We start from the raw sequence: 21,960 nt of genomic DNA, 5'->3' as shown, positions 1-21,960 counted from the left end.
CGTGAGCCTGACGGTCAGCGAAATCCTCGCCCTGGAGGGGCTCTCCGCCATGCGCCTGCGCGCCGGTAAGCAGGGGCTGCAGCTGGCGGTTCGCTGGTACTACGTGGCGGAAAATGAAAATATCGCCGAATGGATCATGGGCGGGGAGCTGGTGTTTATCACCGGGATCAACCATCCCCGCGATGAAGAAAACCTGATCCATTTGCTGATGGAGGGCAAGCAGCGCGGGATCGCCGGCATGGTGATCCTCACCGGCGACGCGTACATTCAGGCGATCTCGCCGCGCCTGATTGCGCTGGCCGACGAGCTGGGCATTCCGCTGATCGAACAGCCCTATCTGCTGAAAATGGTGATCGTGACCGAACGCATCGGTACCGCGCTGGTGCGCAGCGAAAACGCCCTGCAATCGCAGCGCGATATTCTGCTGCAGCTGTTAACCGGCGACTATCCCGACCTGCAAATCCTGCATCAGCGGGCGCTCCACCAGCAGCTGGATTTTACCCGCCCGCTGCGGGTGGCGGCGCTGCGCCTTGAGGGGATACCGCGCCTGTTTCGCCAGTTTCCGCCGGAGCAGGCCGAAGCCTGGCTGCAGCAGGCCCGCCGCACCGTACGCCAGCGGCTGCAGCAGCAGCTCAATCAGCAGGGTAATCCCTTTCCGCTGGTCGAGCGCAGCAATATGTTTCTCTTTCTGCTTCCGGATGAGGAAGGCGAGTTTTATCAGCAAAAAACGTGGCTCCAGGCGTGGCTGATCGCGCTGGCGGAGGGCGACGACGGGCTATCGCTGCTGTGTGGCCTTTCGGCGCCGGTGCAGCAGCTGCAGGGATATCAGCGCGCGCTGTCGCAGGCGCGTCAGGCGCTGGACCTCAGCGATAACCTGCGTCCGGCCCAGCGCATCAGCGACTACCAGCAGCTGGGGTTTATCAAGCTGCTCTCCGCCGTTAGCGACCCCGCCCTGCTGAGCGACTTTATGCACGACACCCTCGGCTGTCTGATTGAGCCGGATCGCAAAAGCCCCTGGCTGCTGATGGAGACCCTGGAAACGCTGCTTCAGGAGAGCGGCAACGTGGTCAGAGCCGCCGAGCGGCTGGGCATTCACCGCAACACGTTGCATCAACGCATTCAGCGTATTGAGAAGCTGACCGGCTATCCGGTCAGCCACCCGCAGTTTCATCTCAACGCCTCGGTCGCCTTAGCGATCTGGCGTATGTCGCAAAACCATTTACGGGAACAACCATGAAAATTATCAACGCTCGCCTGCGCCATCAAGAAGCGCTCTATACCCTCGACTTACAGGACGGCGTGATTAAAAGCATCACCGCGCAGGCCGCGGCGCAGGCGGCTGACGCCGACGATATCGATGCTGAGCAAAAGCTGGTCATCCCGCCGTTCGTCGAACCGCATATCCATCTTGACGCCACCCTGACGGCGGGCGAGCCGGAGTGGAATATGAGCGGTACCCTGTTTGAGGGCATCGCCCGCTGGAGCCAGCGCAAAGCGAGCGTCACCGTCGAAGATACATGCCAGCGGGCGCTGAAAACCATCGGCATGCTGCGCGACAACGGCGTGCAGCACGTGCGCACCCACATTGATGTCACCGACCCTTCCCTGACGGCGCTTGAGGCGATGCTGAGAGTGAAAAAAGAAGCGGCCCATCTTATCGATCTGCAGATCGTCGCCTTCCCGCAGGAGGGCATTGAGTCCTTCCCCGGCGGACGCGAACTGATGACCCGCGCCATCGAAATGGGCGCCGACGTGGTGGGCGGCATTCCGCACTACGAAAACACCCGCGATAAGGGCGTCAGCTCGCTGGTTTTTCTGATGGACCTGGCCCAGCGCCACGGCTGCCTGGTGGACGTGCACTGCGATGAAACCGACGACCCGCAGTCGCGCTTTCTGGAGGTGCTGGCGGAAGAGGCCCGGGTGCGCGGCATGGGCTCGCAGGTCACCGCCAGCCATACCTGCGCCATGGGCTCCTACGACAATGCCTACTGCTCGAAGCTGTTCCGTCTGCTCAAAGCGTCTGGCATCAATTTTATCTCCTGCCCGACCGAAAGCATTCACCTGCAGGGGCGCTTCGACAGCTGGCCTAAACGCCGCGGCGTGACGCGGGTGGCGGAGCTGGACCGCGCCGGGATCAACGTCTGCTTTGCCCAGGACTCCATTCAGGATCCGTGGTACCCGCTGGGCAACGGCAACATCATGCGCATCCTCGACGCCGGGCTGCATATCTGCCATATGCTGGGATACGAAGATTTGCAGCGCTGCCTCGATCTGATCACCGATAACAGCGCCCGCACCCTGTGCCTCGGCGACAACTACGGCATTGCCGAAGGACGCCCGGCGAACCTGCTGATCCTCGATGCGGAAAACGACTACGACGCGCTGCGCCGCCAGGCCAAAGTGCTGACCTCCATTCGTCACGGCAAAGTTATTTTGCAGCGCCAGGCGGAGCAGATTCGCTATCCGGCATAAGCCTGACGTTGACGCGGCCGCGATGCCGCGTCAACCCACTGCTCGCCCGGGGATTTATGTGGTACCTTTTAACGACTTTTTCCGTGCCGGCCATAGGTTCCTGCGTCGGCGCGGGCTCACTGAGGATAACCCGTACCCTGATACTATGAGCGAAAAAAAATGGATTAAGGCAGAGGACGTTGCCCGACTCGCTGGCGTCTCACGTTCCGCGGTTTCCCGCACCTTTACGCCCGGCGCATCGGTGGCGGAAAAAACCCGCCAGAAAGTCCTCGCCGCGGCGGAAACGCTGGGCTATCAGGTCAACATTATCGCCCGCACGATGAACACCGGCAGCAGCAATTTTATCGGCATCGTCACCGCCGGCTTTGATAACCCCTTCCGCAGCAAGCTGCTGTCGCCGCTGGTCCACCAGCTGGCGCTCAACGGTTTTATGCCGCTGCTGATGAACGCCGACGATCCGCAGCAGCTCGCCCCGTCTCTCAGGCAGCTGCTGAGCTATCACGTCGCGGGGGTTATTATCACCTCCGGGGCGCCGCCGCTGTCGCTGGCGGAGGAGTATCTGGAGCGAAAAATCCCGGTGACCCTTATCAACCGCCACGCCGAGCTGGCCGGCTGCGATCGCGTGTGCAGCGACAACGCGCAGGGCGCGAAGCTGGTGGCCGACCTGTTTGCCCAGCGCCAGTGGCGCCAGGCCGGGTTTATCGGCGAAAGCCTGGATAACTTCAGCACCCGCCAGCGCTACGAAGCGTTTGTTGCCCATACTCAGGGCATGGAGGTCGCCGCGCACTTCTGCGACAGCAGCGGCTATCAGGCGGGCTTTGCCGCCGCCAGGCAGCTGCTTGCCGCGCATCCGCAGCTGCAGGCGCTGTTCTGCGCCACCGATATGCTGGCGCTCGGCGCGCTGGACGGCCTGCGGGCGGACAACCCCGCCGCTTCGCTACCGGCGATTATCGGCTTCGATGATATTCCCCAGGCGGACTGGCAGCCCTATCAGCTGACTACCGTGCAGCAGAATACCGCCCTGCTCGCCCACCACGCGGTGGATCTGCTGGTCACGCGGATCGCCAAATTCAGCCTGCCGTCACGCCATCGCGAAGTGCCGGTGAAACTGATCGTTCGTCAAAGTGCGAAATGAAAAATTCATTTTATGCCGGAGCGATCACAGAATAATATTTTTAATCCATCCACACTCATTTTGCCCTTCGGGGCCGTTTTTTTCAGGCAATTTGCACACGTGTGCAAAATAGGGAGTTATGATGAAATCACTGGAATCAAATGAACTGCAGGCCCGCTACCGTTTAGCCTGCGAGCTGGCGAAGGCCGGCGCTGAACTGGCGTTCGAATACTATCAACAGCGCGACCGGCTGACGGTGGATCATAAAGGCGACGATCTGCAGGACGTGGTCAGCGTCGCCGATAAGCGGGTCGAAGCGTTTGTTAAGCAGCGCATTACTGACGCCTTCCCGCAGGACGGTTTTCTCGGCGAGGAGAGCGGGACGCAGATGCCGGACGCCCGCGTGCTGTGGGTTGTCGATCCCATCGACGGCACCAGCTGTTTTCTTAACGGCCTGCACACCTGGTGCCTGTCGCTGGCCATCATAGCCGACGGCGAACCGGTTATCGGCGTGGTGTACGACCCCAACCATCGCGAGCTGTTCCACGCCCTGAAAGGCCAGGGCGCATGGCTTAACGATGCGCCTATCGCGCCGCATCCGGCAGCGACGGTCAAAGAGGGCGTGATGGGCGTCGGCACCTCGCACCGCGTGACGCCTGCGGTCTTTCTGCCCTTCCTCGATGCGCTGCTGAGCGACGGCGGGATGTTTATCCGCAACGGCTCCGGGGCGCTGATGAGCGCCTGGGCGGCGGCGGGCAGGCTTATCGGCTACTACGAACCGCATATGAACCCCTGGGACGGGCTGCCGGGGCTGGTGCTGATGCGCGAAGCGGGCGGCCTCAGCAACGACTATCTGGCAAACGACGGGATTCGTCACGGCAACCCGCTGCTGCTGGCCAGCAAGACGCTCTATCCACAATTAAAAAACATGCTTTGTCACCCATTACCTTAACCGCATCGGGTCAGGCTTTATCTGATTATGTACTCTACACAACGACAATCAACCCTAAATAATTCGAGTTGCAGAAAGGCGGCAAGTGAGCGACAAATTCGTCGGGAACGAATTTGACCAGCCGAAGGCTGGCCTCCGGTGAGAGGCAGGAGCCTCTCATTAATCCCCAGGAGCTTACTCTGGTAAGTGACTGGGGTGAACGAACGCAGCCAACGCATATGCAACTTGAAGTATGACGGGTTAAACCTCACGGACGAACCACACTAATCAGTCAGGCCTCCGACCTTCGGAGATACCATTATGTCTGGAAGAATTATCGCATTTTTTCGCGCTTCGCCGCCCAAAGCGGGCGGAGAGTTCGATGAGCGGCGCTTTCGCAGCGTGCGCTGGCAAACCTTTATTACCATGACCCTGGCGTACGTCACGTTCTACGTTTGCCGGCTGTCGTTCACCGTCGCCAAAAGCGCGCTGGTGGAGCTCGGCATTACCCCGACGGAGCTGGGCATGATCGGCTCAACGCTGTTTTTCAGCTACGCCATCGGCAAGCTGGTCAACGGCTTTATCGCCGATCATGCCAACGTGGTGCGCTATATGAGCCTTGGGCTGCTGCTGAGCGCCGGGATGAACCTGATGATGGGGATGACCAGCAACGCCATGCTGCTGGCTATCTTCTGGGGGATTAACGGCTGGGCGCAGTCGATGGGCGTCGGCCCGTGCGTGGTATCGCTGGCGCGCTGGTACGGCTGTAAAGAGCGAGGCACCTTTTACGCCATCTGGTCGACGGCGCATAACATCGGCGAAGCGATGACCTATATGGTGATCGCGGCGGTAATTGCCGGATTCGGCTGGCAGATGGGCTATCTGTCGACCGCCGCGCTCGGCGCCGCCGGGGTGGTGCTGATGCTGTTGTTTATGCGCGACTCGCCGCAAAGCTGCGGCTTCCCGTCAATCAACGTGATTCGCGACGAACCGCTGGAGGAGACGGAAGCCCGCGGCTCGGTGTTTAAAAACCAGCTGCTGGCGCTGCGCAACCCGGCCCTGTGGGCGCTGGCGCTGGCCTCGGCGTTTATGTATATCGACCGCTACGCGGTGAACTCATGGGGGATCTTCTTCCTGGAGCAGGATAAAGCCTACTCTACCCTCGAAGCGTCCGGGATTATCGGGGTCAACGCTATCGCGGGTATTGCCGGAACGATTATCGCCGGGATGCTCTCCGACCGCTTCTTCCCGCGCAACCGCAGCGTGATGGCGGGTTTTATCAGCCTGCTCAACACCGCCGGCTTCGCGCTGATGCTCTGGTCGCCGCACGGCTACTACACCGATATTCTGGCGATGATTATCTTCGGCGCTACCATCGGGGCGTTGACCTGCTTCCTTGGCGGACTGATCGCCGTCGATATTTCGTCCCGTAAAGCCGCGGGCGCCGCGCTCGGCACCATCGGTATCGCCAGCTACGCGGGGGCGGGACTCGGCGAGTTTCTGACCGGCATCATCATCGATAAAACATCGATAATCGAAAATGGCAAAACGCTGTATGACTTCAGTACGCTATCGCTGTTTTGGGTAGGCACCGGCCTGATGTCCGCGCTATTCTGTTTTACCACCGCCGCGATTGTTGCCAGGCGACACGCGATAGAGCGTCAGACCTCACTCTCGTCATAACCTTTTAATTTATAAGGAATATTTTATGATGCCTGTACGACATCAGGTTTTGCTACGCCTGCTGCTCGCCTGCGCCCTGCCGCTGCTGGCCGCGCCGGGCCACGCCGCCGCGCAGTTTACGCTGGAAAAAGTGGTTGAGCTCAGCCGCCACGGCATTCGTCCGCCGACGGAGGGCAACCGGGAGGCTATCGAAGCCGCGACCCAGCGTCCGTGGACGCAGTGGACCACCCGCGACGGCGAGCTGACCGGCCACGGCTACGCCGCCGTCGTCAATAAAGGTCGTGATGAAGGCGCACGCTATCGTCAGCTCGGACTGCTGGCGGCGGGCTGTCCGGCGAGCGGTGAGATTTACGTGCGCGCCAGCCCCCTGCAGCGCACGCGGGCCACCGCCCAGGCGCTGGTGGACGGCGCCTTTCCCGGTTGCGGCGTGATGATTCATCACGTCAGCGGCGACGCCGACCCGCTGTTTCAGACCGATAAATTTGCCGCCACGCAAACCGATCCCGCCCGCCAGCTGGCGGAAGTGAAGAAGACGGCCGGCGATCTGGCGCAGCGTCGGCAGGCGCTGGCTCCGGTGATTCAGCTGCTGAAAAACGCCGTCTGCGCGCCCGATAAGCCCTGCCCGGTATTTGACCTGCCGTGGCAGGTGGAGCAGAGCAAAAGCGGCAAAACGTCGATTAGCGGGCTGAGCGTGATGGCCAATATGGTTGAGACGCTGCGTCTGGGCTGGAGCGAGAACCTGCCTCTCAGCCAGCTGGCGTGGGGCAATATTACCCGCGCCAGCCAGGTCACCGCCCTGCTGCCGCTGCTGACGGAGAACTACGATCTGAGCAACGATGTGTTTTATACCGCGCAAAAACGCGGCTCGATTCTGCTCAACGCCATGCTCGAAGGGGTAAAAGAGGGCGCCGCGCCGAACGTGCGCTGGCTGCTGCTGGTGGCGCACGATACCAATATCGCCATGGTGCGGACGTTAATGGACTTTAGCTGGCAGCTGCCGGGGTACAGCCGCGGCAATATCCCGCCGGGCAGCAGCCTGGTACTGGAACGCTGGCGCGACACCCATAGCGGAAAACGCTACCTGCGCGTCTACTTCCAGGCGCAAAGTCTGGACGATTTACGCCGCCTGCAAACGCCGGATAGCCAGCATCCGCTGCTGCGCCAGGAGTGGCATCAGGCGGGCTGCCGGACCACCGCCGTCGGGACTCTGTGCCCGTACCAGGCGGCGCTGACGGCGCTTGGCCGCAATATCGACCCGCAGTCCGCTCCGGCGGTAGAGATGGTGCTGCCATAAGTTGAAAGCGAAGCGAGGGAGGTCGCTTCGCCTTTTTGCTCAGGTTCAGGCCTTTTCTGGCGCAAACGCCCCGGCGGCGACCTGCTCCGGGGTCACCACGCCGCTGTCCAGCACCCAGCCGCTCACTAACGCCGCGGGCGTGACGTCAAACGCCGGATTATAAACGGCGGCCTCTTTCGGCGCCCACTGCACCGCGCCAAAGCTGCCGGCGACGCCGGTGACTTCGGCGGCCGCCCGCTGCTCAATCGGGATTGCCGCGCCGTTCGGGCAATGGCGGTCCAGGGTAGTCTGCGGCGCGGCCACGTAAAAGGGAATCTGATGATACTTCGCCAGCACCGCCAGCGAATAGGTGCCGATTTTATTTGCCACATCGCCGTTGGCGGCAATACGGTCAGCGCCCACCCAAACCGCGTCGACCTGGCCCTGCGCCATCAGGCTGGCGGCCATCGAATCGGTAATCAGCCGATACGGCACGCCCAGTTCACCCAGCTCCCAGGCGGTCAAACGTCCGCCCTGTAACAGCGGGCGCGTTTCATCCACCCAGACGTTCGCCACCTTTCCCTGCTGATGCGCCAGCGCAATCACCCCCAGCGCGGTGCCGACGCCCGCCGTCGCCAGGCCGCCGGTATTGCAGTGGGTCAACAGGCGGCTGCCCGGCGTCACCAGCGCGCTGCCCGCCTCGGCGATGCTGGCGCAAAGCTGTTTATCCTCTTCGATCAGGCGCAGCGCTTCCGCTTCCAGAGCCTGTGGAAAGCGCTCCTCCGCCAGCGCCAGCTTCATGCGATCCAGATTATTCATCAGGTTTACCGCCGTCGGACGCGCGGCGCGCAGCGTCTCCAGCGCCTCAGATAGCGCCTCGCGGGTCAGGCCGCGCTGCGCCAGCAGTGCCAGCAGCAGGCTGGCCGACAGGCCAATCAGCGGCGCGCCGCGTACCCGCAGGGCGTGAATATGGTCCACCAGCAGCGCCACGTTATCCGCCGCCAGCCAGCGTTTTTCCTGCGGTAAAGCCTGCTGGTCAAGAATAAAGAGCTGATTTTCGCTTACCCGCAGGCTGGTGGTCTGTAGTGTCTGCATTTAGTTAAATCCCTGTTGCGTTGTTGTATCACATTGTGTCAGGATGAAATCCAGAAGTATAGACGTCTGAACGGCTTAATCAGAATTTTGAGGATCGAGGCAATGTCGCAATACCATACTTTCACGGCCAGCGATGCGGTGGCTTACGCCCAACAATTTGGCGGTATCGACAATCCGTCAGAACTGGTGTCCGCGCAGGAAGTGGGCGACGGCAACCTCAACCTGGTGTTTAAAATTTTCGATATCAGGGGCGTGAGCCGGATTATCGTTAAGCAGGCGCTGCCCTACGTGCGCTGCGTGGGAGAATCCTGGCCGCTGACCCTTGACCGCGCGCGCCTTGAAGCACAAACCCTGGTGGCTCACTATCAGCACTGCCCGCAACACACGGTGCGGATTGTGCATTTCGATCCCGAGCTGGCGGTGATGGTGATGGAAGATCTCTCCGATCACCGCATCTGGCGCGGGGAGCTGATCAACAACGTTTACTACCCCCAGGCCGCCAGCCAGCTGGGGGAATACCTGGCCCAGACGCTGTTCCACACCAGCGAATTTTATCTGCATCCTCACGAGAAAAAGGCCCAGGTGGCGCAATTTATTAATCCCGAGATGTGCGAAATCACCGAGGATCTGTTCTTTAACGACCCGTATCAGGTTCACGAGCGCAACAGCTATCCAGCCGCGCTGGAAGCCGATGTCGCCGCCCTGCGCGATGATGCCCAGCTGAAGCTGGCGGTGGCCGCGCTCAAGCATCGCTTCTTCTCCCATGCCGAAGCGCTGCTGCACGGCGATATCCACAGCGGCTCGATTTTCGTCGCCGAAGGCAGCTTTAAGGCCATCGACGCCGAATTCGGCTTTTTCGGCCCTATTGGCTTCGATATCGGCACCGCCATCGGCAACCTGCTGCTCAACTACTGCGGTCTGCCGGGGCATCTGGGCATTCGCGATGCCGCCGCCGCTCGCGAACAGCGCCTCAGCGATATCCAGCAGTTCTGGACCACCTTTGCCGAGCGTTTTCAGGCGCTGGCGGCGGAGAGATCCCGCGACGCCGCGCTGGCCTGGCCCGGCTATGCCTCCGCGTTCCTGAAGAAAGTGTGGGCCGACGCGGTGGGCTTCTGCGGCACCGAACTGATTCGCCGCAGCGTCGGGCTGTCGCACGTGGCGGATATCGATACTATCCAGGACGAAGCCATGCGCCATGAATGCCTGCGCCACGCCATCACCCTGGGTAAAGCGCTGATTGTGATTGCCGATCGCATCGACAGCGTGGATGAGCTGATTGCGCGAATTCGCCAGTACGGTTGAATCTCCGTCCAGCCTTTCCCGGCTCGCGCTGCGCTTAGCCGGGCTACGGGTTCACCACCGTCTGGGATCAGGTAGCCCGGACAGGCGCGTCAAGCGCCGCCTCCGGGTATGTGCCTCTTTCCCCGGAGGCGATGCTTCGCATCTGTCCGGGCTACGGGTTCGCCACCGTCTGCGATCCGGTAGCCCGGGTAAGGCGCGTCAAGCGCCGCCTCCGGGTATTTGCCTCTTTCCCCGGAGGCGATGCTTCGCATCTGTCCGGGCTACGGGTTCGCCACCGTCTGCGATCCGGTAGCCCGGGTAAGGCGTTTACGCCGCAACCCGGGAAGGCAACAACCCACAATCCCCTACCCCAGATACTCAATCACCGACAGCCCGCCGTTATAATCGGTGCTGTAAATAATTCCCTGCGCGTCGACGAACACGTCGCAGGACTGGATCACCCGCGGGCGACCGGGGCGGGTATCCATCATTTTCGCCGGCGCGGCGGGCACCAGCGCCCCGGTTTCCACCGGTCGATAAGGGTTGGAAATATCGTAAGCGCGAACGCCCGCGTTCTGATAAGTGGCGAAAATCAGCGTTGAGCTGACAAAGCTGCCGGGACGATTCTCATGCAGGTTATGCGGGCCAAAGTGCGCCCCTTTCGCCACGTAGTCAGCTTCGTCCGGCTGCGGGAAAGTGGCGATACTCACCGGATTCGTCGGGTCGCGAATGTCGAACAGCCAGATCAGCTTCTCGCCATCCTGCTGGTTATCCAGCACCGCCTCATCAAGCACCACCAGCAGATCCCGATCCGGGAGCGGCAGCGCGGTGTGGGTGCCGCCGCCAAACGGCGGGCTCCAGTTACGGTGGCTAATCAGCTTCGGCTGGGTGCGGTCCTGCACATCGAGCAGGGTCAGGCCGCCGTCGCGCCAGCTGCCGTAGGCGGTGTCGCCGGCGATAATCGCGTGATGCAGGGCATAGCGCTTACCTTCCGGCCACTGCGCGGTCTCCCCCGCCGCCTGGTTCATCCCCGGCAGCCACCAGCGCCCGGCGACCTCCGGCTTGCGCGGGTCGGCCAGGTCGATAGTCAGAAAAATGTAGTCGCTAAAGCCGTCAATCAGCGCGGAAACGTAGGCCCAGCGTCCGCCGACGTACCAGATTCGGTGGATACCGATGCCGTTAAGCGACAGAAAGGCGATCTCTCGCGGTTTATCCGGAGTGGAAATATCAAAAATCCGCAGCCCGGCGCTCCAGCCCCTATCCCGTACGTCGCTGACCGTCTCGCCCACCGAACGGGTGTAGTACACCTTCTCGTCGGCGAAGCGGGCATCGGCGAACAGATCCCGGGCGTTGATCACCAGCAGCAGATCGTCGTGCGCCTGTAAATGGACGTTCCAGGTACCGGGCGGCGCGGCGATGTAGTTGACCGTTTGCGGATGTTTAGGGTCGCGCACGTCCACCACGGAAAAACCCTGCGAGACCATATGGCCGATATAGGCAAAACCACGATGGACCATCAGCTGAACGCCGTCCGGGCGTCCTCCCTGATCGCTATGCCCGATCAGCCGCATATTGCGGCTGTATTCTGGTGTTGGCAAAACACTCATTTGTTTTTCGCTTCCAGGGTAGCGAACCACGGGGCGATAAAGTCTTCGGTCTGGCCCCAGCCCGGGATAATTTTACCCAGCGAGGCGACGTTAACCGCCCCCGGCTGCGCCGCCAGCAGCGCCTGCGGGATCGCCGCCGCCTTAAAGTCGTAGGTCGCAGGCGTCGGTTCCCCGGCAATCTTATTGGCGATCAGCCGCACGTTGGTAGCGCCGATAAGCTTCGGATCCACCGCTACGCTCACCTTCCACGGGCTGCCGGATTCGCGCATCAGCTGCAGATCCTGATTGGAAATATCGATGCTGTAGAGTTTGATCTCAGTGCGGCCGTTCTCTTTCAGCGCTTTATAGGCGCCCTGGCTGAACGCGTCCCAGGTTCCCCAGATGGCATCAATTTTACCTTTCGGGTATTTCGCCAGGATCGCGCCGACCTTGTTGGCTGTATCGCCCTGCACGTCGGAAGAGACCGCGCCGATGGATTCCAGCTCTTTGATGCCGGGGTTTTGTTTAAGCAGCGTCTGGTAGGCCGCCTGGCGGCGCTCCATCGGCGGGAAACCCGCGACCCACAGTTTGACGATATTGGCTTTGCCGTTGAAATCTTTCACCAGCTGGCCAAAGGAGAGCTCGGTCAGCGAAGCATCATCCTGCTGGGTGACGGTGACGCCCGGGATCTGGCCGTTTACCGCGGTATCGAAAACCGAGACTTTGATCCCGGCGTCCACCGCTTTTTTCACCAGCGCGGTGGCGTAGGGATCGCGCCCCTGAGAAAGGATAATGCCGTCGTATTTCTGGCTAATCGCCTGGTTAACGAAGTCCTGGAATTTGGCGTCATCACCGTTGCTGAGGAAGGTACTGATTTTAAAGCCGAGCTTTTTCCCCTCCTGGATCGCTCCGGAGACAAACTGAGTGGTGTTATCGTCGGAGCCCAGGTTGCGGATCACCGCAATGCGAATCGGCCCGCTGTGTTCAGCAATGGCAGCCGGAAGCGGCGTCGGGGTTTCAGCAAAGGCCGCCGCAGCGTTGAACAACCCCAGCGCGATGAGTGAAAATGTTATCTTTTTCATAGTGTTTCCTTTTTGTTACCCTAAATAATTCGAATTGCAGGACGGCGGCAAGTAAACGAATCCCGATGAGCTTACATAAGTAAGTGATTCGGGTGAGTGAACGCAGCCAACACACCTGCAATTTGAAGAATGACGTGTAAAATATTAGGTACGGCGCTGAAAATAAGTCAGTGCGAGCGCGCCAGCCAGCACCAGCCCTTTAATAATGTCCATCGCGTAATAGGGCACCGAGAGCATCACCAGGCCGTTGGAGAGCACGCCCAGAATTACCGCCCCCACCAGCGTACCGAGCGCGTTCGGCTTACCGGAACCGGCCAGCGAGAAGCCAATCCACGCCGCCGCCACCGCATCCATCAGGTAGCCGCCGCCGGCGTTCACCTGCGATGAGCCGATGCGCGACGCCAGCAGAATGCCGCCGAGCCCCGCCAGCAGAGAGGCGATGACGTACGCCGCCACTTTGTAACGGGTGATGCGCAGGCCGGAGAGGCGCGCCGCTTCCGGGTTGCCGCCGATGGCGTACATCCGCCGTCCGTGGGTGGTAAAAGAGAGCGCCAGCTGAGCGATAACGGTCACCACCAGCATAATGATCACTATCGTTGGCACCTGCCCCAGCGAACCGAACGCCGCCGGAATCACGCCTTCCGCCATATCGCCGCTCGGCAGCACCATGTTTTCGGTGATCGACCCGCCGTAGCTGTAGGTCATCGCCACGCCCTGAATCACGAACAGGCTGGCAAGCGTCGCCAGCATGTCGGGAATACGCAGGATCACGATCAGAAACGCGTTAAACAGCCCCACTAAGGTGCAGAGCGCGAGGGTGATAAGGATCGCCTCGGTGGTGCCGAAGCCGTGCCAGACAAACAGCGAAATCACCAGCGCATTGGCCAGCGAGGCGGTGGAGCCCACGGATAAATCGAAACCGCCGATGGTCAGCGATATCGATACGCCGATGGCGATCACCGTCACGATGGCGATGGAACGCAGGATGTTGATGATGTTAAACGGGTCGAGGAAGTTGTCCGACGCCAGGCCAAAAACGGCGATCAGCAGGACGACGGTCAGCAACATGCCCCATTTGTAGAGAAAATCGAAAAATCGCTGACGGCCCGATACCGTCGCGTTAACTGCCAGGGCCTTACTCACGCTGCTGCTCCTCCGGTGGAGTAATAAAGAATGTTCTCTTCCCGGGCCTCTGCGCCCGGAATTTCCGCCACGATGCGCCCGTCCCACAGCACGCAGATGCGATCGCACAGGCCGACCAGTTCGGCGAACTCGCCCGAGGCGTAAATCACCCCTTTGCCTTCCCGCGCCAGGCCGTCGATCGCGTTGAATAAATCCGTTTTGGCTTTGACGTCGACCCCTTTGGTCGGCTCATCGAAAATCAGGACGTTGGCGTTGCCGCGCAGCCATTTGCCTATCGCCACTTTTTGCTGATTGCCGCCGGAGAGACGGCGCAGGGTTTGCGCCGGACCCGATGTCCGAATGCCCACCCGGGCGATCACCTCTTCCGCCCAGCGCCAGGCCTGACGATGGCCAAACAGGCTCCAGCGGGAGAAGCTGCTATCGGCGCTGACCGCCAGGTTCATCGCCACCGGTTCTTCGATAAAAATGCCCTCTTTGCGCCGCTCTTCCGGCACCAGCGCCAGACCGCGCGCCACCGAGTCCGCCGGGTCGCGCGGTCGCCACGGCTGGCTGTTCAGTTCGCCGCGGGTCAAACGGCTTTTGCTGGCGCCAAACAGCGCCTTGCACAGCTCGGTTTTCCCGGCGCCTGCCAGCCCGGCGATCCCCAGAATCTCCCCCTTGCGCAGACGCAACGAGATATCCTGCAGCAGCCCTTCGTCGTGCAGCCCTTCAACCTGTAGCAGCACCTCATCGCTATGCGGCGGCCGCTTCGGCGGAAAGATATCGCTCAGCTCATGCCCGAGCATCTTCTCGACGATCTGCTCGCCGCTCAGGTCGGCCATCGGCCCGCTCTCAATCAGCCGGCCGTCGCGCAGCACCGTCAGGGTGTCGCAGACCGCTTTTAATTCATGAATGCGGTGCGAGATAAACACGATACCAATGCCCTGCCGCTGCAGACGGCGAACCACCGCAAACAGGCGCTCGCTTTCGTTTTGATCCAGCGGCGCGGTCGGTTCATCGAGGATAAGAAAGCGGCAGTGATGCGACAGCGCGCGGGCCAGCAGGATTTGCTGTTTTTCCGCCAGCGTACAGCTGTCGATGGAGCGGCGTACGTCGAGGCTGACGTCAAGCTGAGCCAGCGCCTCGCGCGCCAGCTGGCGCAGCCGCCCCCAGCGGAAGGCGATCCCCGGCTCCGCCAGCCTGTCGAGCATGATGTTTTCCGCGATGCTGAGGCCCGGGACCAGCGCCACGTCAACCTCCTGCTGCACCAGATGGATCCCCAGCTGTTTGGCATCGCGCGGCGAGCGAATGCTTACCGACTGGTTGTTAATCACCACCTCGCCTTCGTAATGGGCGTGCGTGCCGCACAGCACCGCCATGAGCGTGGACTTACCCGCGCCGTTGGCGCCGGTCAGCGCATGCACCGATCCCCCCGTCAGGGTGAAAGCCACGTTGCTGAGCGCCCGAAAGCCGGAAAAGGCCAGGCTAATATTTTGCATCTCAAGGCGATTGCCGGTCATCCCCTGCACCCTGTCGATTAATGTTCTGATTTAACGAATTTTTCATAGCTGTCCTTGACTGACAAATGCATAAAAGGCATAAGATAAAGCGAAATAATATTAGCCATCCGGATGTCCAGACATAACATCGGGTTAGCGAAACAGCACAAGGACAGCATTGATGAGTCACAGCGATATCCGCGTGGTCCCCGGCCCCGCCAACTACTATTCCCATCCCGGCAGCCTTGCCCGGCTGCAGGATTTTTACAGCGAAGAACAGCTTTCACGCGCGGTGTGGGTTTACGGCGAGCGGGCTATCGCGGGCGCGCAGGCTTTCCTGCCGGCAGCGTTTAACGCGCCTGGCGCCAAAAAAATATTATTTAAAGGCCACTGCAGCGAAAGCGACGTCAGCGAGCTGGCCCGCGCATCCGGCGACGATCGGTCGGTGGTGATTGGCGTGGGCGGCGGCGCGCTGCTCGATACCGCGAAGGCGCTGGCCCGTCGCCTCGGCCTGCCGGTGGTGGCCATCCCCACCATCGCCGCCACCTGCGCGGCGTGGACGCCGCTGTCGGTGTGGTATAACGATGCCGGTCAGGCGCTGCAGTTTGAAATCTTCGACGACGCCAACTTCCTGGTGCTGGTGGAGCCGCACATTATTCTTAACGCGCCGGCGGAATATCTGCTGGCGGGCATCGGCGATACGCTGGCGAAATGGTATGAAGCGGTGGTGCTGGCTCCGCAGCCGGAGACGCTGCCGCTCACCGTGCGCCTGGGTATCAACGGCGCGCTGGCGATCCGCGATGTGCTGCTGGAAAGCAGCGAAACAGCGCTGGCCGACCAGCAGCGCGGCGAGCTGACCCAGGAGTTTCGCGACGTGGTGGATGCGGTTATCGCCGGCGGCGGTATGGTCGGCGGGCTGGGCGAGCGCTATACCCGCGTCGCCGCCGCCCACGCGGTGCACAACGGGCTGACGGTACTGCCGCAGACCGAGAAGTATCTTCACGGGACCAAAGTCGCCTACGGCATTCTGGTCCAGAGCGCCCTGCTCGGCCAGGACGACGTGCTGGCGCAGCTGGTGCAGGCGTACCGGCGCTTTAATCTGCCGACTACGCTGGCGGCGCTGGAGGTGGACATCAACAACCGCGAACAGCTGGATAAGGTGATTGCCCATACCCTGCGCCCGGTGGAGTCCATCCATTTTCTGCCGGTTGAACTGAACGCTGAAACCCTGCGCGCGGCGTTTGAGAAGGTCGAACGTTTCGCCGGTTAATCCCCCGTTTTATTCGCCTCTGCCGCCCGGCGGAGGCGCTTTCGAGCCGCCTCGCAAAGCCGATGTTTCTGCCTTCGCCAGAAGACGATTCTGCGTTAGGGTACCCTCATAAGAAAATAACAAACTTATCTTATAAACTTATTATTTTCTTATGTTCAACTGAGGTGTACAGTGGAGGTACATAGCATGCTCATCTGGTCAAAAGTGGCAAAAAAGGAACTGGCAAATATCGATTATCGCTATCAGCAGAGAATCAAAAGCAGGCTAGCTGATTTAGGTGACCGTACGGCTCCTCGGCCCGATGTCAGAAAGTTATCTAAACCAGAGAATCATTACCGTCTTCGGGTAGGGGATTATCGGGTCATTTTCACACGTCAGGGGCTGACGCTGAGCGACCTGTTTATCGTGTCCGTTAAGCGCAGAACCTCAACAACCTATTTGCATGAGGAGAATATGCCATATGGCTGTTCAGATAATTAAGGATGATGAAGGGAAAGCGCAGTACGCGGTGATCCCCTACGACGAATACTTCCAGATGTGTTTGCAGCTAGCCGAGCTGGATGATGAAACGGAAGCCGATCTTGAAGATATTCCGGTAGAACACGATATCTACGACAACGTGATGCTGCCGGGTGACGTCTGCGACATCATGGATAAAGAGAAAGTCAGCCTGCAGGCGGCCTGGCGCATTTTGCGCGGCCTGTCGCAGCAGGAGGTGGCCAATAAGCTCGGGATTAGCCAGTCGGCGGTATCCCAGCTAGAAGCTATCGATTCCCGCCCGCAAAAGCGCACCCGCGAAAAGCTGGCGGCAATATACGGCTGCACCCAGGAGCAGATCAGCCTGTATCTGCCGAAAGAGGGTTAACAGCACTTCGCGCCGCCTTTACCGCCGTAGCGCGCGTCCTGACGTTCGCGGAAAAACTCTTCATAGGTCATCGGCGTTTGTTCCGGATGGGTCGCGCGGATGTGCTCCACGTAGTTGTCGTAATCCGGGACGCCGATCATCATTTTCGCCGCCTGGCCTAAATATTTTCCGGCTTTCGAAAGGGTATCAAACATTTTCAACTCCCATCATCGCCCCCCTTCTCGCAAAGGAGGGCGATAACGTCATGGCTTAGTGGGCGCGTTTCGCCTGGGTCACCAGGCTATCAGCATCAGCAGGCATCGCCTGGTAAGGGGTCTCTTTCGCCGTCGGTTTGTCCTCTTTCAGCGCCGCCAGCGCGGTCTTAATCGAGAACAGCGCCAGCACGACCACCACCACCATAAAGAAGATGGTCAGCCCGGCATCCAGACGGTTGTTAAACACCAGCTGCGCCAGCTGCGACTCGGTGTACTGCGGCGGAATATTGCCGCTGTCAATCATCGCCTGGAACTTGTTGGCAATCGCCAGGAAGCCCACTTTGGTATCGGTGCTGAACGACTTCTGCCAGCCCGCGGTCAGGGTACAGATCAGCAGCCAGGAGGTCGGCAGCAGCGCAACCCAGGCATAGCGCTGGCGCTTCATCTTAAACAGTACCACCGCGCAGAGCATCAGCGCCATCCCCGCCAGCATCTGGTTGGCAATACCAAACAGCGGCCACAGCGTGTTGATGCCGCCAAGCGGGTCAACCACGCCCTGATGCAGGAAGTAGCCCCACGCCAGCACGCACAGCGCCGTGGCGAGAAGGTTCGCCGGCAGCGAGCTGGTTTGCTTCAGGCCCGGGCTAATCACCCCGAGCAGATCCTGCAGCATAAAGCGCGCCGCGCGCGTGCCGGCATCCACCGCGGTCAGGATAAACAGCGCCTCGAACAGAATCGCGAAGTGATACCAGAAAGAGACGTCCATCAGGCCGCCCAGCGAACCATGCAGAATATAGGCCATGCCCACCGCCAGCGTCGGCGCGCCGCCCGCACGGGAGATAATCGACTGTTCCCCCACTTCGGTCGCAATCTGGTTAAGCGTATCCGGGGTTACGGTAAAGCCCCAGCTGCTCACCACCTGCGCCGCCGACGCCACCACATCGGTCACGCCCGCCGGGGCCAGCACCGCCATTGGGCTGTTCATCGCGAAGTAGACGCCCGGGTCGATAATACAGGCCGCCACCAGCGCCATAATCGCCACGAAGGACTCCATCAGCATGCCGCCGTAGCCGATAAAGCAGGCCTGGCCTTCATTAGCCAGCATCTTCGGCGTCGTGCCGGAGGCAATCAGGGCATGGAAGCCGGAAACCGCGCCGCAGGCGATGGTGATAAACAAGAACGGGAACAGGCTGCCGCTCCATACTGGCCCGGTGCCATCGATAAATTTGGTCAGCGCCGGCATCGTCAGCGTCGGGCGCATAATCAGAATCCCAATCGCCAGACCGACGATGGTGCCGATTTTCAGGAAGGTGGAGAGGTAGTCGCGAGGTGCCAGCAGCAGCCAGACCGGCAGCACCGCGGCGATAAACCCGTAGCCCACCAGAATCCAGGTGAGCTGTACGCCGGTGTAGTCAAACCACGGCGCCCAGGTCGGGCTTTCCGCCACCCAGCCGCCGGAAATGATGGCGAACACCAGCATCACCAGGCCAATCACCGACACCTCGCCAATGCGCCCGGGGCGCAGATAGCGAATATAGATCCCCATGAAAATCGCCAGCGGGATGGTAAAGGCCACGGTGTAAGTCCCCCACGGGCTGTGGGTCAGCGCTTTCACCACGATCATCGCCAGTACCGCGAGGATAATCACCATGATCATAAAGCAGGCCACCAGCGCCAGTACGCCGGCGGTCGGGCCCATCTCCTCTTTCACCAGCTCGCCGAGCGAACGTCCGTCGCGACGGGTGGAGACGAACAGCACCATAAAGTCCTGTACCGCTCCGGCCAGCACCACGCCCGCGAGGATCCAGATCATTCCCGGCAGATAGCCCATCTGCGCCGCCAGCACCGGACCAACCAGCGGCCCCGCGCCGGCAATGGCCGCAAAATGGTGACCGAACAGCACTTTCTTGTCGGTTGGAACGTAGTCGAGGCCGTCGTTGTGACGCACCGCCGGAGTCATGCGCGTCGGGTCGACAGCCAGCACGTTTTTAGCGATATACAGGCCGTAAAAGCGATAGGCGATCAGATAGACGCAGACTGCCGCGACGACAATCCACAGCGCGTTAATCTGTTCACCCCGGTTTAGCGCGATATAGCCCAGGGCAAAGGCTCCCATAACGGAGAGCAGTGTCCAGATGAGGTATTTCCCTGAATTATTCATCATTGTATTCCACAGGTAGGGTAATCAGGATGTTACAAGTTGTTTCTAGAACACAATGGAAGTTTTAACAACTTTGAAACGTTGCAGATGTCGCCTGACGGCAAGGATTTATCTCACATTGCAAGCGAGATCACTTCTGGCAGGAAAATGGATGAAAACGGGGAGGGATAATCTGTCACTGCATCGCATCCTGCTTCCCCGGAGGCGGCGCTTGACGCGCCTGTCCGGGCTACCGGTCCGCAGACGATGATGAACCCGTAGCCCGGGTAAGCGCAGCGCGACCCGGGAACAGGCTATGCCTCAGCCGAGGACCGCCGTGCCCAGACGGCAGGTGCAGCAGCGTCGTCCTCGCTCGTCGAACACCGCAATTTCCCAGCTCTGGCCCTGACGCCCGAGATGCAGCGCCCGGCATTCGCCGCGGACTTTGCCGCTGGAGACCGCCCGGTGATGGGTGGCGTTGAGCTCGGTCCCCACTACGCACTGCCCCTCTTCGGTCATCAGCCACCCGGCCATCGAGCCCAGGGTTTCCGCCAGCGCCGCGGAGGCGCCGCCGTGCAGCAGCCCGAACGGCTGATGGGTTCGCACGTCAACCGGCATTTCCGCTTCCAGCACGCCCTCCTCAATCCGGGTATAAACGATGCCCAGATGCGCGACCATCGTATTGACGCTGGTCGCGTTGAGTTCATCCAGCGTCAGCTGACGTTTCCAGGCCATTTATGCCCCCAGCGTCGAGCCGCCGTCCACCACGATATCCTGCAGCGTGATATGGCTGGCGTGGTCGGAGGCGAGGAACAGAATGGTATTGGCAATCTCCTGCGGGCGGGCGATTTTGCCCAGCGGAATGCCCAACTTAAACTGCTCGCCGAAGCCGCGAATGCGCTGCTGCTCAGCGTCATCGCTCACCCACAGCGTCCGCTGCATATCGGTATCGGTAGAGCCAGGAGAAACCAGATTACAGCGTACGCCGCTGCCCGCCAGCTCCAGCCCGACGGTCAGCGCCAGGCTCTTCAGCGCCGCCTTTGATGCGCCGTAGGCGCTCATGCCAATGCGCGGCGTATGCGCAGCGTCGGACGCCACGGTCACAATCGCCCCGCCTTTTTGGCGGCGGAACTGCGCCATCGTCTGCTGGAACAGGTTAAACGCCCCGCCAACGTTAACGGCAAAGGTCTGCTGCCAGTCTTCCTGGCTCAGCGCATCGGTCGCCCCCATCCGCAAAATACCGGCGGCATTGACCAGCACATCCAGCCGCGCGATCCCTGCCAGCAGGCGGCCGCACGTCTGCGCCACCTGCTGCGCGTCGGCAACGTCCAGCGTCTCGGTGGCGAACGGGTAGCTTTCGCCGTCGAACGCCAAATCAAACCCGGTTACCTGCGCGCCGGCCTCAACGAACGCCAGGGCGGTGGCGTAGCCGATCCCCTTGCCCGCGCCGGTGATCCACACGGTCCGGCCGTGAAAATCGAGCCCGTTCATTATTTCACCTCGCGGGAAAGCAGCGCCCACCAGGCATCAATGGTCGGATTTTTCGCCAGCACCACGAAGTCGATATCGCCGTGCACTTTACGCCAGCGGGCGGCGAGCGCCATCATGCGTACCGAATCCAGGCCGTAGTCGATCAGGTTTTCGTCATCCATCGGTTCGTCGGATTCATCCAGCAGCGGCAGCACCAGCGCCCGCAGCGCCGCTTTCGATGCCGGCAGCGGCAGCAGCTCTTCGGTCATCACCACTCGACCGGAGCGACCCGCCACGTAGTTGAGCGCCATCAGGTGCTCCTCGCGGCTGAAATCGGCCAGCGCGTCGGCAACGAAGAACGGCTTAATATCGCGCATAAACGCATCGGTCGCGGTGGTCATGCAGCCGATATGGGCGTAAACGCCGGTGATGATTAGCTGATCGCGCCCCGCGTCTTTCAGCATCTCCTCCAGCGGCGAGCGATGAAACGCGCTGTAGCGCCACTTCACCAGCACGGTATCGTTGTCGTCCGGCGCAAGCGCGGCAATCACCTGCTGCTGTTCCGGCGAACGGGTCAGGCCCGGCCCCCACATGTCGTTCAGCAACGCGCGGTCTTCATCGCTCTGCTCTTTCGGCTGGGCGGTATAAAAAACCGGAATATGGTTCTGTTTGCAGAACTCGCGCAGGGCGGCGATGTTGGCCACCACTTTCTCCATCATCGCGCTGTTTTCGCCCCAGAAGTTAAGGAAATACTCCTGCATATCGTGGATCAACAGCGCGGCACGGGACGGCTCAAATGCCCAGTTCACTTTATTCGCCGGGATATCGCTGGCTTCCGGCAGCGCGTAAGCCTGTAATTTTGGGATTGCCATTCTGTCTTCTC

The 21,960-nt window shown here is 60.8% G+C and carries 20 protein-coding genes; 10 read left to right on the top strand and 10 right to left on the bottom strand.

The annotated features are described in order from the left end of the window. Position 1 precedes the first annotated feature (1 nt). The 6 genes from BJF97_RS08375 to BJF97_RS08350 all read left to right on the top strand — a co-directional run bounded on the left by BJF97_RS08375 (position 2) and on the right by BJF97_RS08350 (position 7,494). Positions 2-1,237, top strand: coding sequence for a PucR family transcriptional regulator (locus BJF97_RS08375; protein WP_014837790.1), 1,236 nt, complete (start codon positions 2-4; stop codon positions 1,235-1,237). Continuing rightward, a complete protein-coding gene (codA, locus tag BJF97_RS08370) occupies positions 1,234-2,472 on the top strand; it encodes a cytosine deaminase (protein ID WP_032694341.1) in 1,239 nt (412 codons plus the stop codon). The genes BJF97_RS08375 and codA overlap by 4 nt, the downstream gene beginning before the upstream one ends. Positions 2,473-2,617: 145 nt before the next feature. Further along, on the top strand, positions 2,618-3,607 hold the full coding sequence (locus BJF97_RS08365; protein WP_014228374.1) for a LacI family DNA-binding transcriptional regulator: 990 nt from the start codon (positions 2,618-2,620) through the stop codon (positions 3,605-3,607). Between the two features lie 121 nt (positions 3,608-3,728). Beyond that, positions 3,729-4,538, top strand: a complete 810-nt coding sequence (locus BJF97_RS08360; protein WP_032694342.1) for an inositol monophosphatase family protein — start codon at positions 3,729-3,731, stop codon at positions 4,536-4,538. A gap of 300 nt (positions 4,539-4,838) precedes the next feature. Further along, positions 4,839-6,200 (top strand): MFS transporter, encoded by a 1,362-nt coding sequence (locus tag BJF97_RS08355; protein WP_032694343.1) that lies wholly within the window; start codon positions 4,839-4,841, stop codon positions 6,198-6,200. Between the two features lie 25 nt (positions 6,201-6,225). Beyond that, positions 6,226-7,494 carry a histidine-type phosphatase gene (locus BJF97_RS08350; protein ID WP_032694344.1) on the top strand — a complete coding sequence of 423 codons (1,269 nt, stop codon included), beginning with the start codon at positions 6,226-6,228 and terminating at the stop codon, positions 7,492-7,494. A 45-nt stretch (positions 7,495-7,539) separates the two neighbouring features. On the opposite strand, the gene mtnA is transcribed toward BJF97_RS08350, so the two are convergent. Beyond that, entirely contained in the window at positions 7,540-8,568 is a 1,029-nt protein-coding gene (mtnA, locus tag BJF97_RS08345; RefSeq protein WP_014837785.1) for an S-methyl-5-thioribose-1-phosphate isomerase, read from the bottom strand. Positions 8,569-8,670: 102 nt separating this feature from the next. Here mtnA and mtnK point away from each other — a divergent pair, with 102 nt between their 5' ends. Then, a complete protein-coding gene (gene mtnK, locus BJF97_RS08340) occupies positions 8,671-9,870 on the top strand; it encodes an S-methyl-5-thioribose kinase (protein WP_032694345.1) in 1,200 nt (399 codons plus the stop codon). A gap of 344 nt (positions 9,871-10,214) precedes the next feature. Here the strand turns inward: mtnK and BJF97_RS08335 are convergent, their stop codons facing one another. The 4 genes from BJF97_RS08335 to BJF97_RS08320 form a co-directional block, all read right to left on the bottom strand. Then, positions 10,215-11,456, bottom strand: a complete 1,242-nt coding sequence (locus BJF97_RS08335) for an LVIVD repeat-containing protein (protein WP_004848703.1) — start codon at positions 11,454-11,456, stop codon at positions 10,215-10,217. After that, positions 11,453-12,517 carry a sugar ABC transporter substrate-binding protein gene (locus BJF97_RS08330; RefSeq protein WP_014228368.1) on the bottom strand — a complete coding sequence of 355 codons (1,065 nt, stop codon included), beginning with the start codon at positions 12,515-12,517 and terminating at the stop codon, positions 11,453-11,455. The genes BJF97_RS08335 and BJF97_RS08330 overlap by 4 nt, the downstream gene beginning before the upstream one ends. A 144-nt stretch (positions 12,518-12,661) precedes the next feature. Next, complete coding sequence (locus BJF97_RS08325) at positions 12,662-13,660, bottom strand: ABC transporter permease (protein WP_032694346.1); 999 nt, start codon at positions 13,658-13,660, stop codon at positions 12,662-12,664. Beyond that, the gene (locus tag BJF97_RS08320; RefSeq protein ID WP_014228366.1) at positions 13,657-15,159 is read right to left on the bottom strand and encodes a sugar ABC transporter ATP-binding protein; all 1,503 of its coding nucleotides are present in this window, start codon (positions 15,157-15,159) and stop codon (positions 13,657-13,659) included. The genes BJF97_RS08325 and BJF97_RS08320 overlap by 4 nt, the downstream gene beginning before the upstream one ends. Before the next feature lie 160 nt (positions 15,160-15,319). Here BJF97_RS08320 and BJF97_RS08315 point away from each other — a divergent pair, with 160 nt between their 5' ends. The 3 genes from BJF97_RS08315 (at position 15,320) to BJF97_RS08310 (ending at position 17,273) form a co-directional block, all read left to right on the top strand. Further along, a complete protein-coding gene (locus BJF97_RS08315) occupies positions 15,320-16,408 on the top strand; it encodes an oxidoreductase (RefSeq protein WP_032694347.1) in 1,089 nt (362 codons plus the stop codon). A gap of 186 nt (positions 16,409-16,594) precedes the next feature. Further along, positions 16,595-16,888, top strand: a complete 294-nt coding sequence (locus tag BJF97_RS32295) for a type II toxin-antitoxin system RelE family toxin (protein ID WP_071889425.1) — start codon at positions 16,595-16,597, stop codon at positions 16,886-16,888. Further along, on the top strand, positions 16,869-17,273 hold the full coding sequence (locus BJF97_RS08310; RefSeq protein WP_004100084.1) for a helix-turn-helix domain-containing protein: 405 nt from the start codon (positions 16,869-16,871) through the stop codon (positions 17,271-17,273). Before BJF97_RS32295 ends, BJF97_RS08310 begins: the two co-directional genes overlap by 20 nt. On the opposite strand, the gene BJF97_RS08305 is transcribed toward BJF97_RS08310, so the two are convergent. The 5 genes from BJF97_RS08305 to entB form a co-directional block, all read right to left on the bottom strand. After that, a complete protein-coding gene (locus BJF97_RS08305; protein WP_004130340.1) occupies positions 17,270-17,467 on the bottom strand; it encodes a YbdD/YjiX family protein in 198 nt (65 codons plus the stop codon). The genes BJF97_RS08310 and BJF97_RS08305 overlap by 4 nt on opposite strands. A 55-nt stretch (positions 17,468-17,522) precedes the next feature. Then, complete coding sequence (cstA, locus tag BJF97_RS08300) at positions 17,523-19,628, bottom strand: pyruvate/proton symporter CstA (protein WP_032694348.1); 2,106 nt, start codon at positions 19,626-19,628, stop codon at positions 17,523-17,525. 300 nt (positions 19,629-19,928) lie between these two features. Then, positions 19,929-20,342 (bottom strand): proofreading thioesterase EntH, encoded by a 414-nt coding sequence (entH, locus tag BJF97_RS08295; RefSeq protein ID WP_032694349.1) that lies wholly within the window; start codon positions 20,340-20,342, stop codon positions 19,929-19,931. Beyond that, a complete protein-coding gene (gene entA, locus BJF97_RS08290) occupies positions 20,343-21,098 on the bottom strand; it encodes a 2,3-dihydro-2,3-dihydroxybenzoate dehydrogenase EntA (protein WP_014837779.1) in 756 nt (251 codons plus the stop codon). Further along, positions 21,098-21,949, bottom strand: a complete 852-nt coding sequence (gene entB / locus BJF97_RS08285; RefSeq protein WP_014228361.1) for an enterobactin biosynthesis bifunctional isochorismatase/aryl carrier protein EntB — start codon at positions 21,947-21,949, stop codon at positions 21,098-21,100. The genes entA and entB overlap by 1 nt, the downstream gene beginning before the upstream one ends. Positions 21,950-21,960: the final 11 nt, after the last annotated feature.

Origin of the sequence: Klebsiella sp. LTGPAF-6F, from assembly GCF_001753185.1 — a bacterium.
In the GTDB taxonomy this organism is placed as follows: Bacteria; Pseudomonadota; Gammaproteobacteria; order Enterobacterales; family Enterobacteriaceae; genus Klebsiella; species Klebsiella michiganensis.
This window is presented reverse-complemented; position numbering and strand designations above follow the sequence as displayed.

Excerpts from the sequence above, each read along its gene's own strand:
- BJF97_RS08365 (WP_014228374.1), top strand. The coding sequence starts at position 2,618 with ATGAGCGAAAAAAAATGGATTAAGGCAGAGGACGTTGCCCGACTCGCT.
- BJF97_RS08305 (WP_004130340.1), bottom strand. The coding sequence starts at position 17,467 with ATGTTTGATACCCTTTCGAAAGCCGGAAAATATTTAGGCCAGGCGGCG.
- BJF97_RS08320 (WP_014228366.1), bottom strand. The coding sequence starts at position 15,159 with ATGACCGGCAATCGCCTTGAGATGCAAAATATTAGCCTGGCCTTTTCC.
- cstA (WP_032694348.1), bottom strand. The coding sequence starts at position 19,628 with ATGAATAATTCAGGGAAATACCTCATCTGGACACTGCTCTCCGTTATG.
- entB (WP_014228361.1), bottom strand. The coding sequence starts at position 21,949 with ATGGCAATCCCAAAATTACAGGCTTACGCGCTGCCGGAAGCCAGCGAT.
- codA (WP_032694341.1), top strand. The coding sequence starts at position 1,234 with ATGAAAATTATCAACGCTCGCCTGCGCCATCAAGAAGCGCTCTATACC.
- BJF97_RS08360 (WP_032694342.1), top strand. The coding sequence starts at position 3,729 with ATGAAATCACTGGAATCAAATGAACTGCAGGCCCGCTACCGTTTAGCC.
- BJF97_RS08355 (WP_032694343.1), top strand. The coding sequence starts at position 4,839 with ATGTCTGGAAGAATTATCGCATTTTTTCGCGCTTCGCCGCCCAAAGCG.
- BJF97_RS32295 (WP_071889425.1), top strand. The coding sequence starts at position 16,595 with ATGCTCATCTGGTCAAAAGTGGCAAAAAAGGAACTGGCAAATATCGAT.
- BJF97_RS08330 (WP_014228368.1), bottom strand. The coding sequence starts at position 12,517 with ATGAAAAAGATAACATTTTCACTCATCGCGCTGGGGTTGTTCAACGCT.
- BJF97_RS08310 (WP_004100084.1), top strand. The coding sequence starts at position 16,869 with ATGGCTGTTCAGATAATTAAGGATGATGAAGGGAAAGCGCAGTACGCG.
- entA (WP_014837779.1), bottom strand. The coding sequence starts at position 21,098 with ATGAACGGGCTCGATTTTCACGGCCGGACCGTGTGGATCACCGGCGCG.
- entH (WP_032694349.1), bottom strand. The coding sequence starts at position 20,342 with ATGGCCTGGAAACGTCAGCTGACGCTGGATGAACTCAACGCGACCAGC.
- BJF97_RS08335 (WP_004848703.1), bottom strand. The coding sequence starts at position 11,456 with ATGAGTGTTTTGCCAACACCAGAATACAGCCGCAATATGCGGCTGATC.
- mtnA (WP_014837785.1), bottom strand. The coding sequence starts at position 8,568 with ATGCAGACACTACAGACCACCAGCCTGCGGGTAAGCGAAAATCAGCTC.
- BJF97_RS08350 (WP_032694344.1), top strand. The coding sequence starts at position 6,226 with ATGATGCCTGTACGACATCAGGTTTTGCTACGCCTGCTGCTCGCCTGC.
- mtnK (WP_032694345.1), top strand. The coding sequence starts at position 8,671 with ATGTCGCAATACCATACTTTCACGGCCAGCGATGCGGTGGCTTACGCC.
- BJF97_RS08315 (WP_032694347.1), top strand. The coding sequence starts at position 15,320 with ATGAGTCACAGCGATATCCGCGTGGTCCCCGGCCCCGCCAACTACTAT.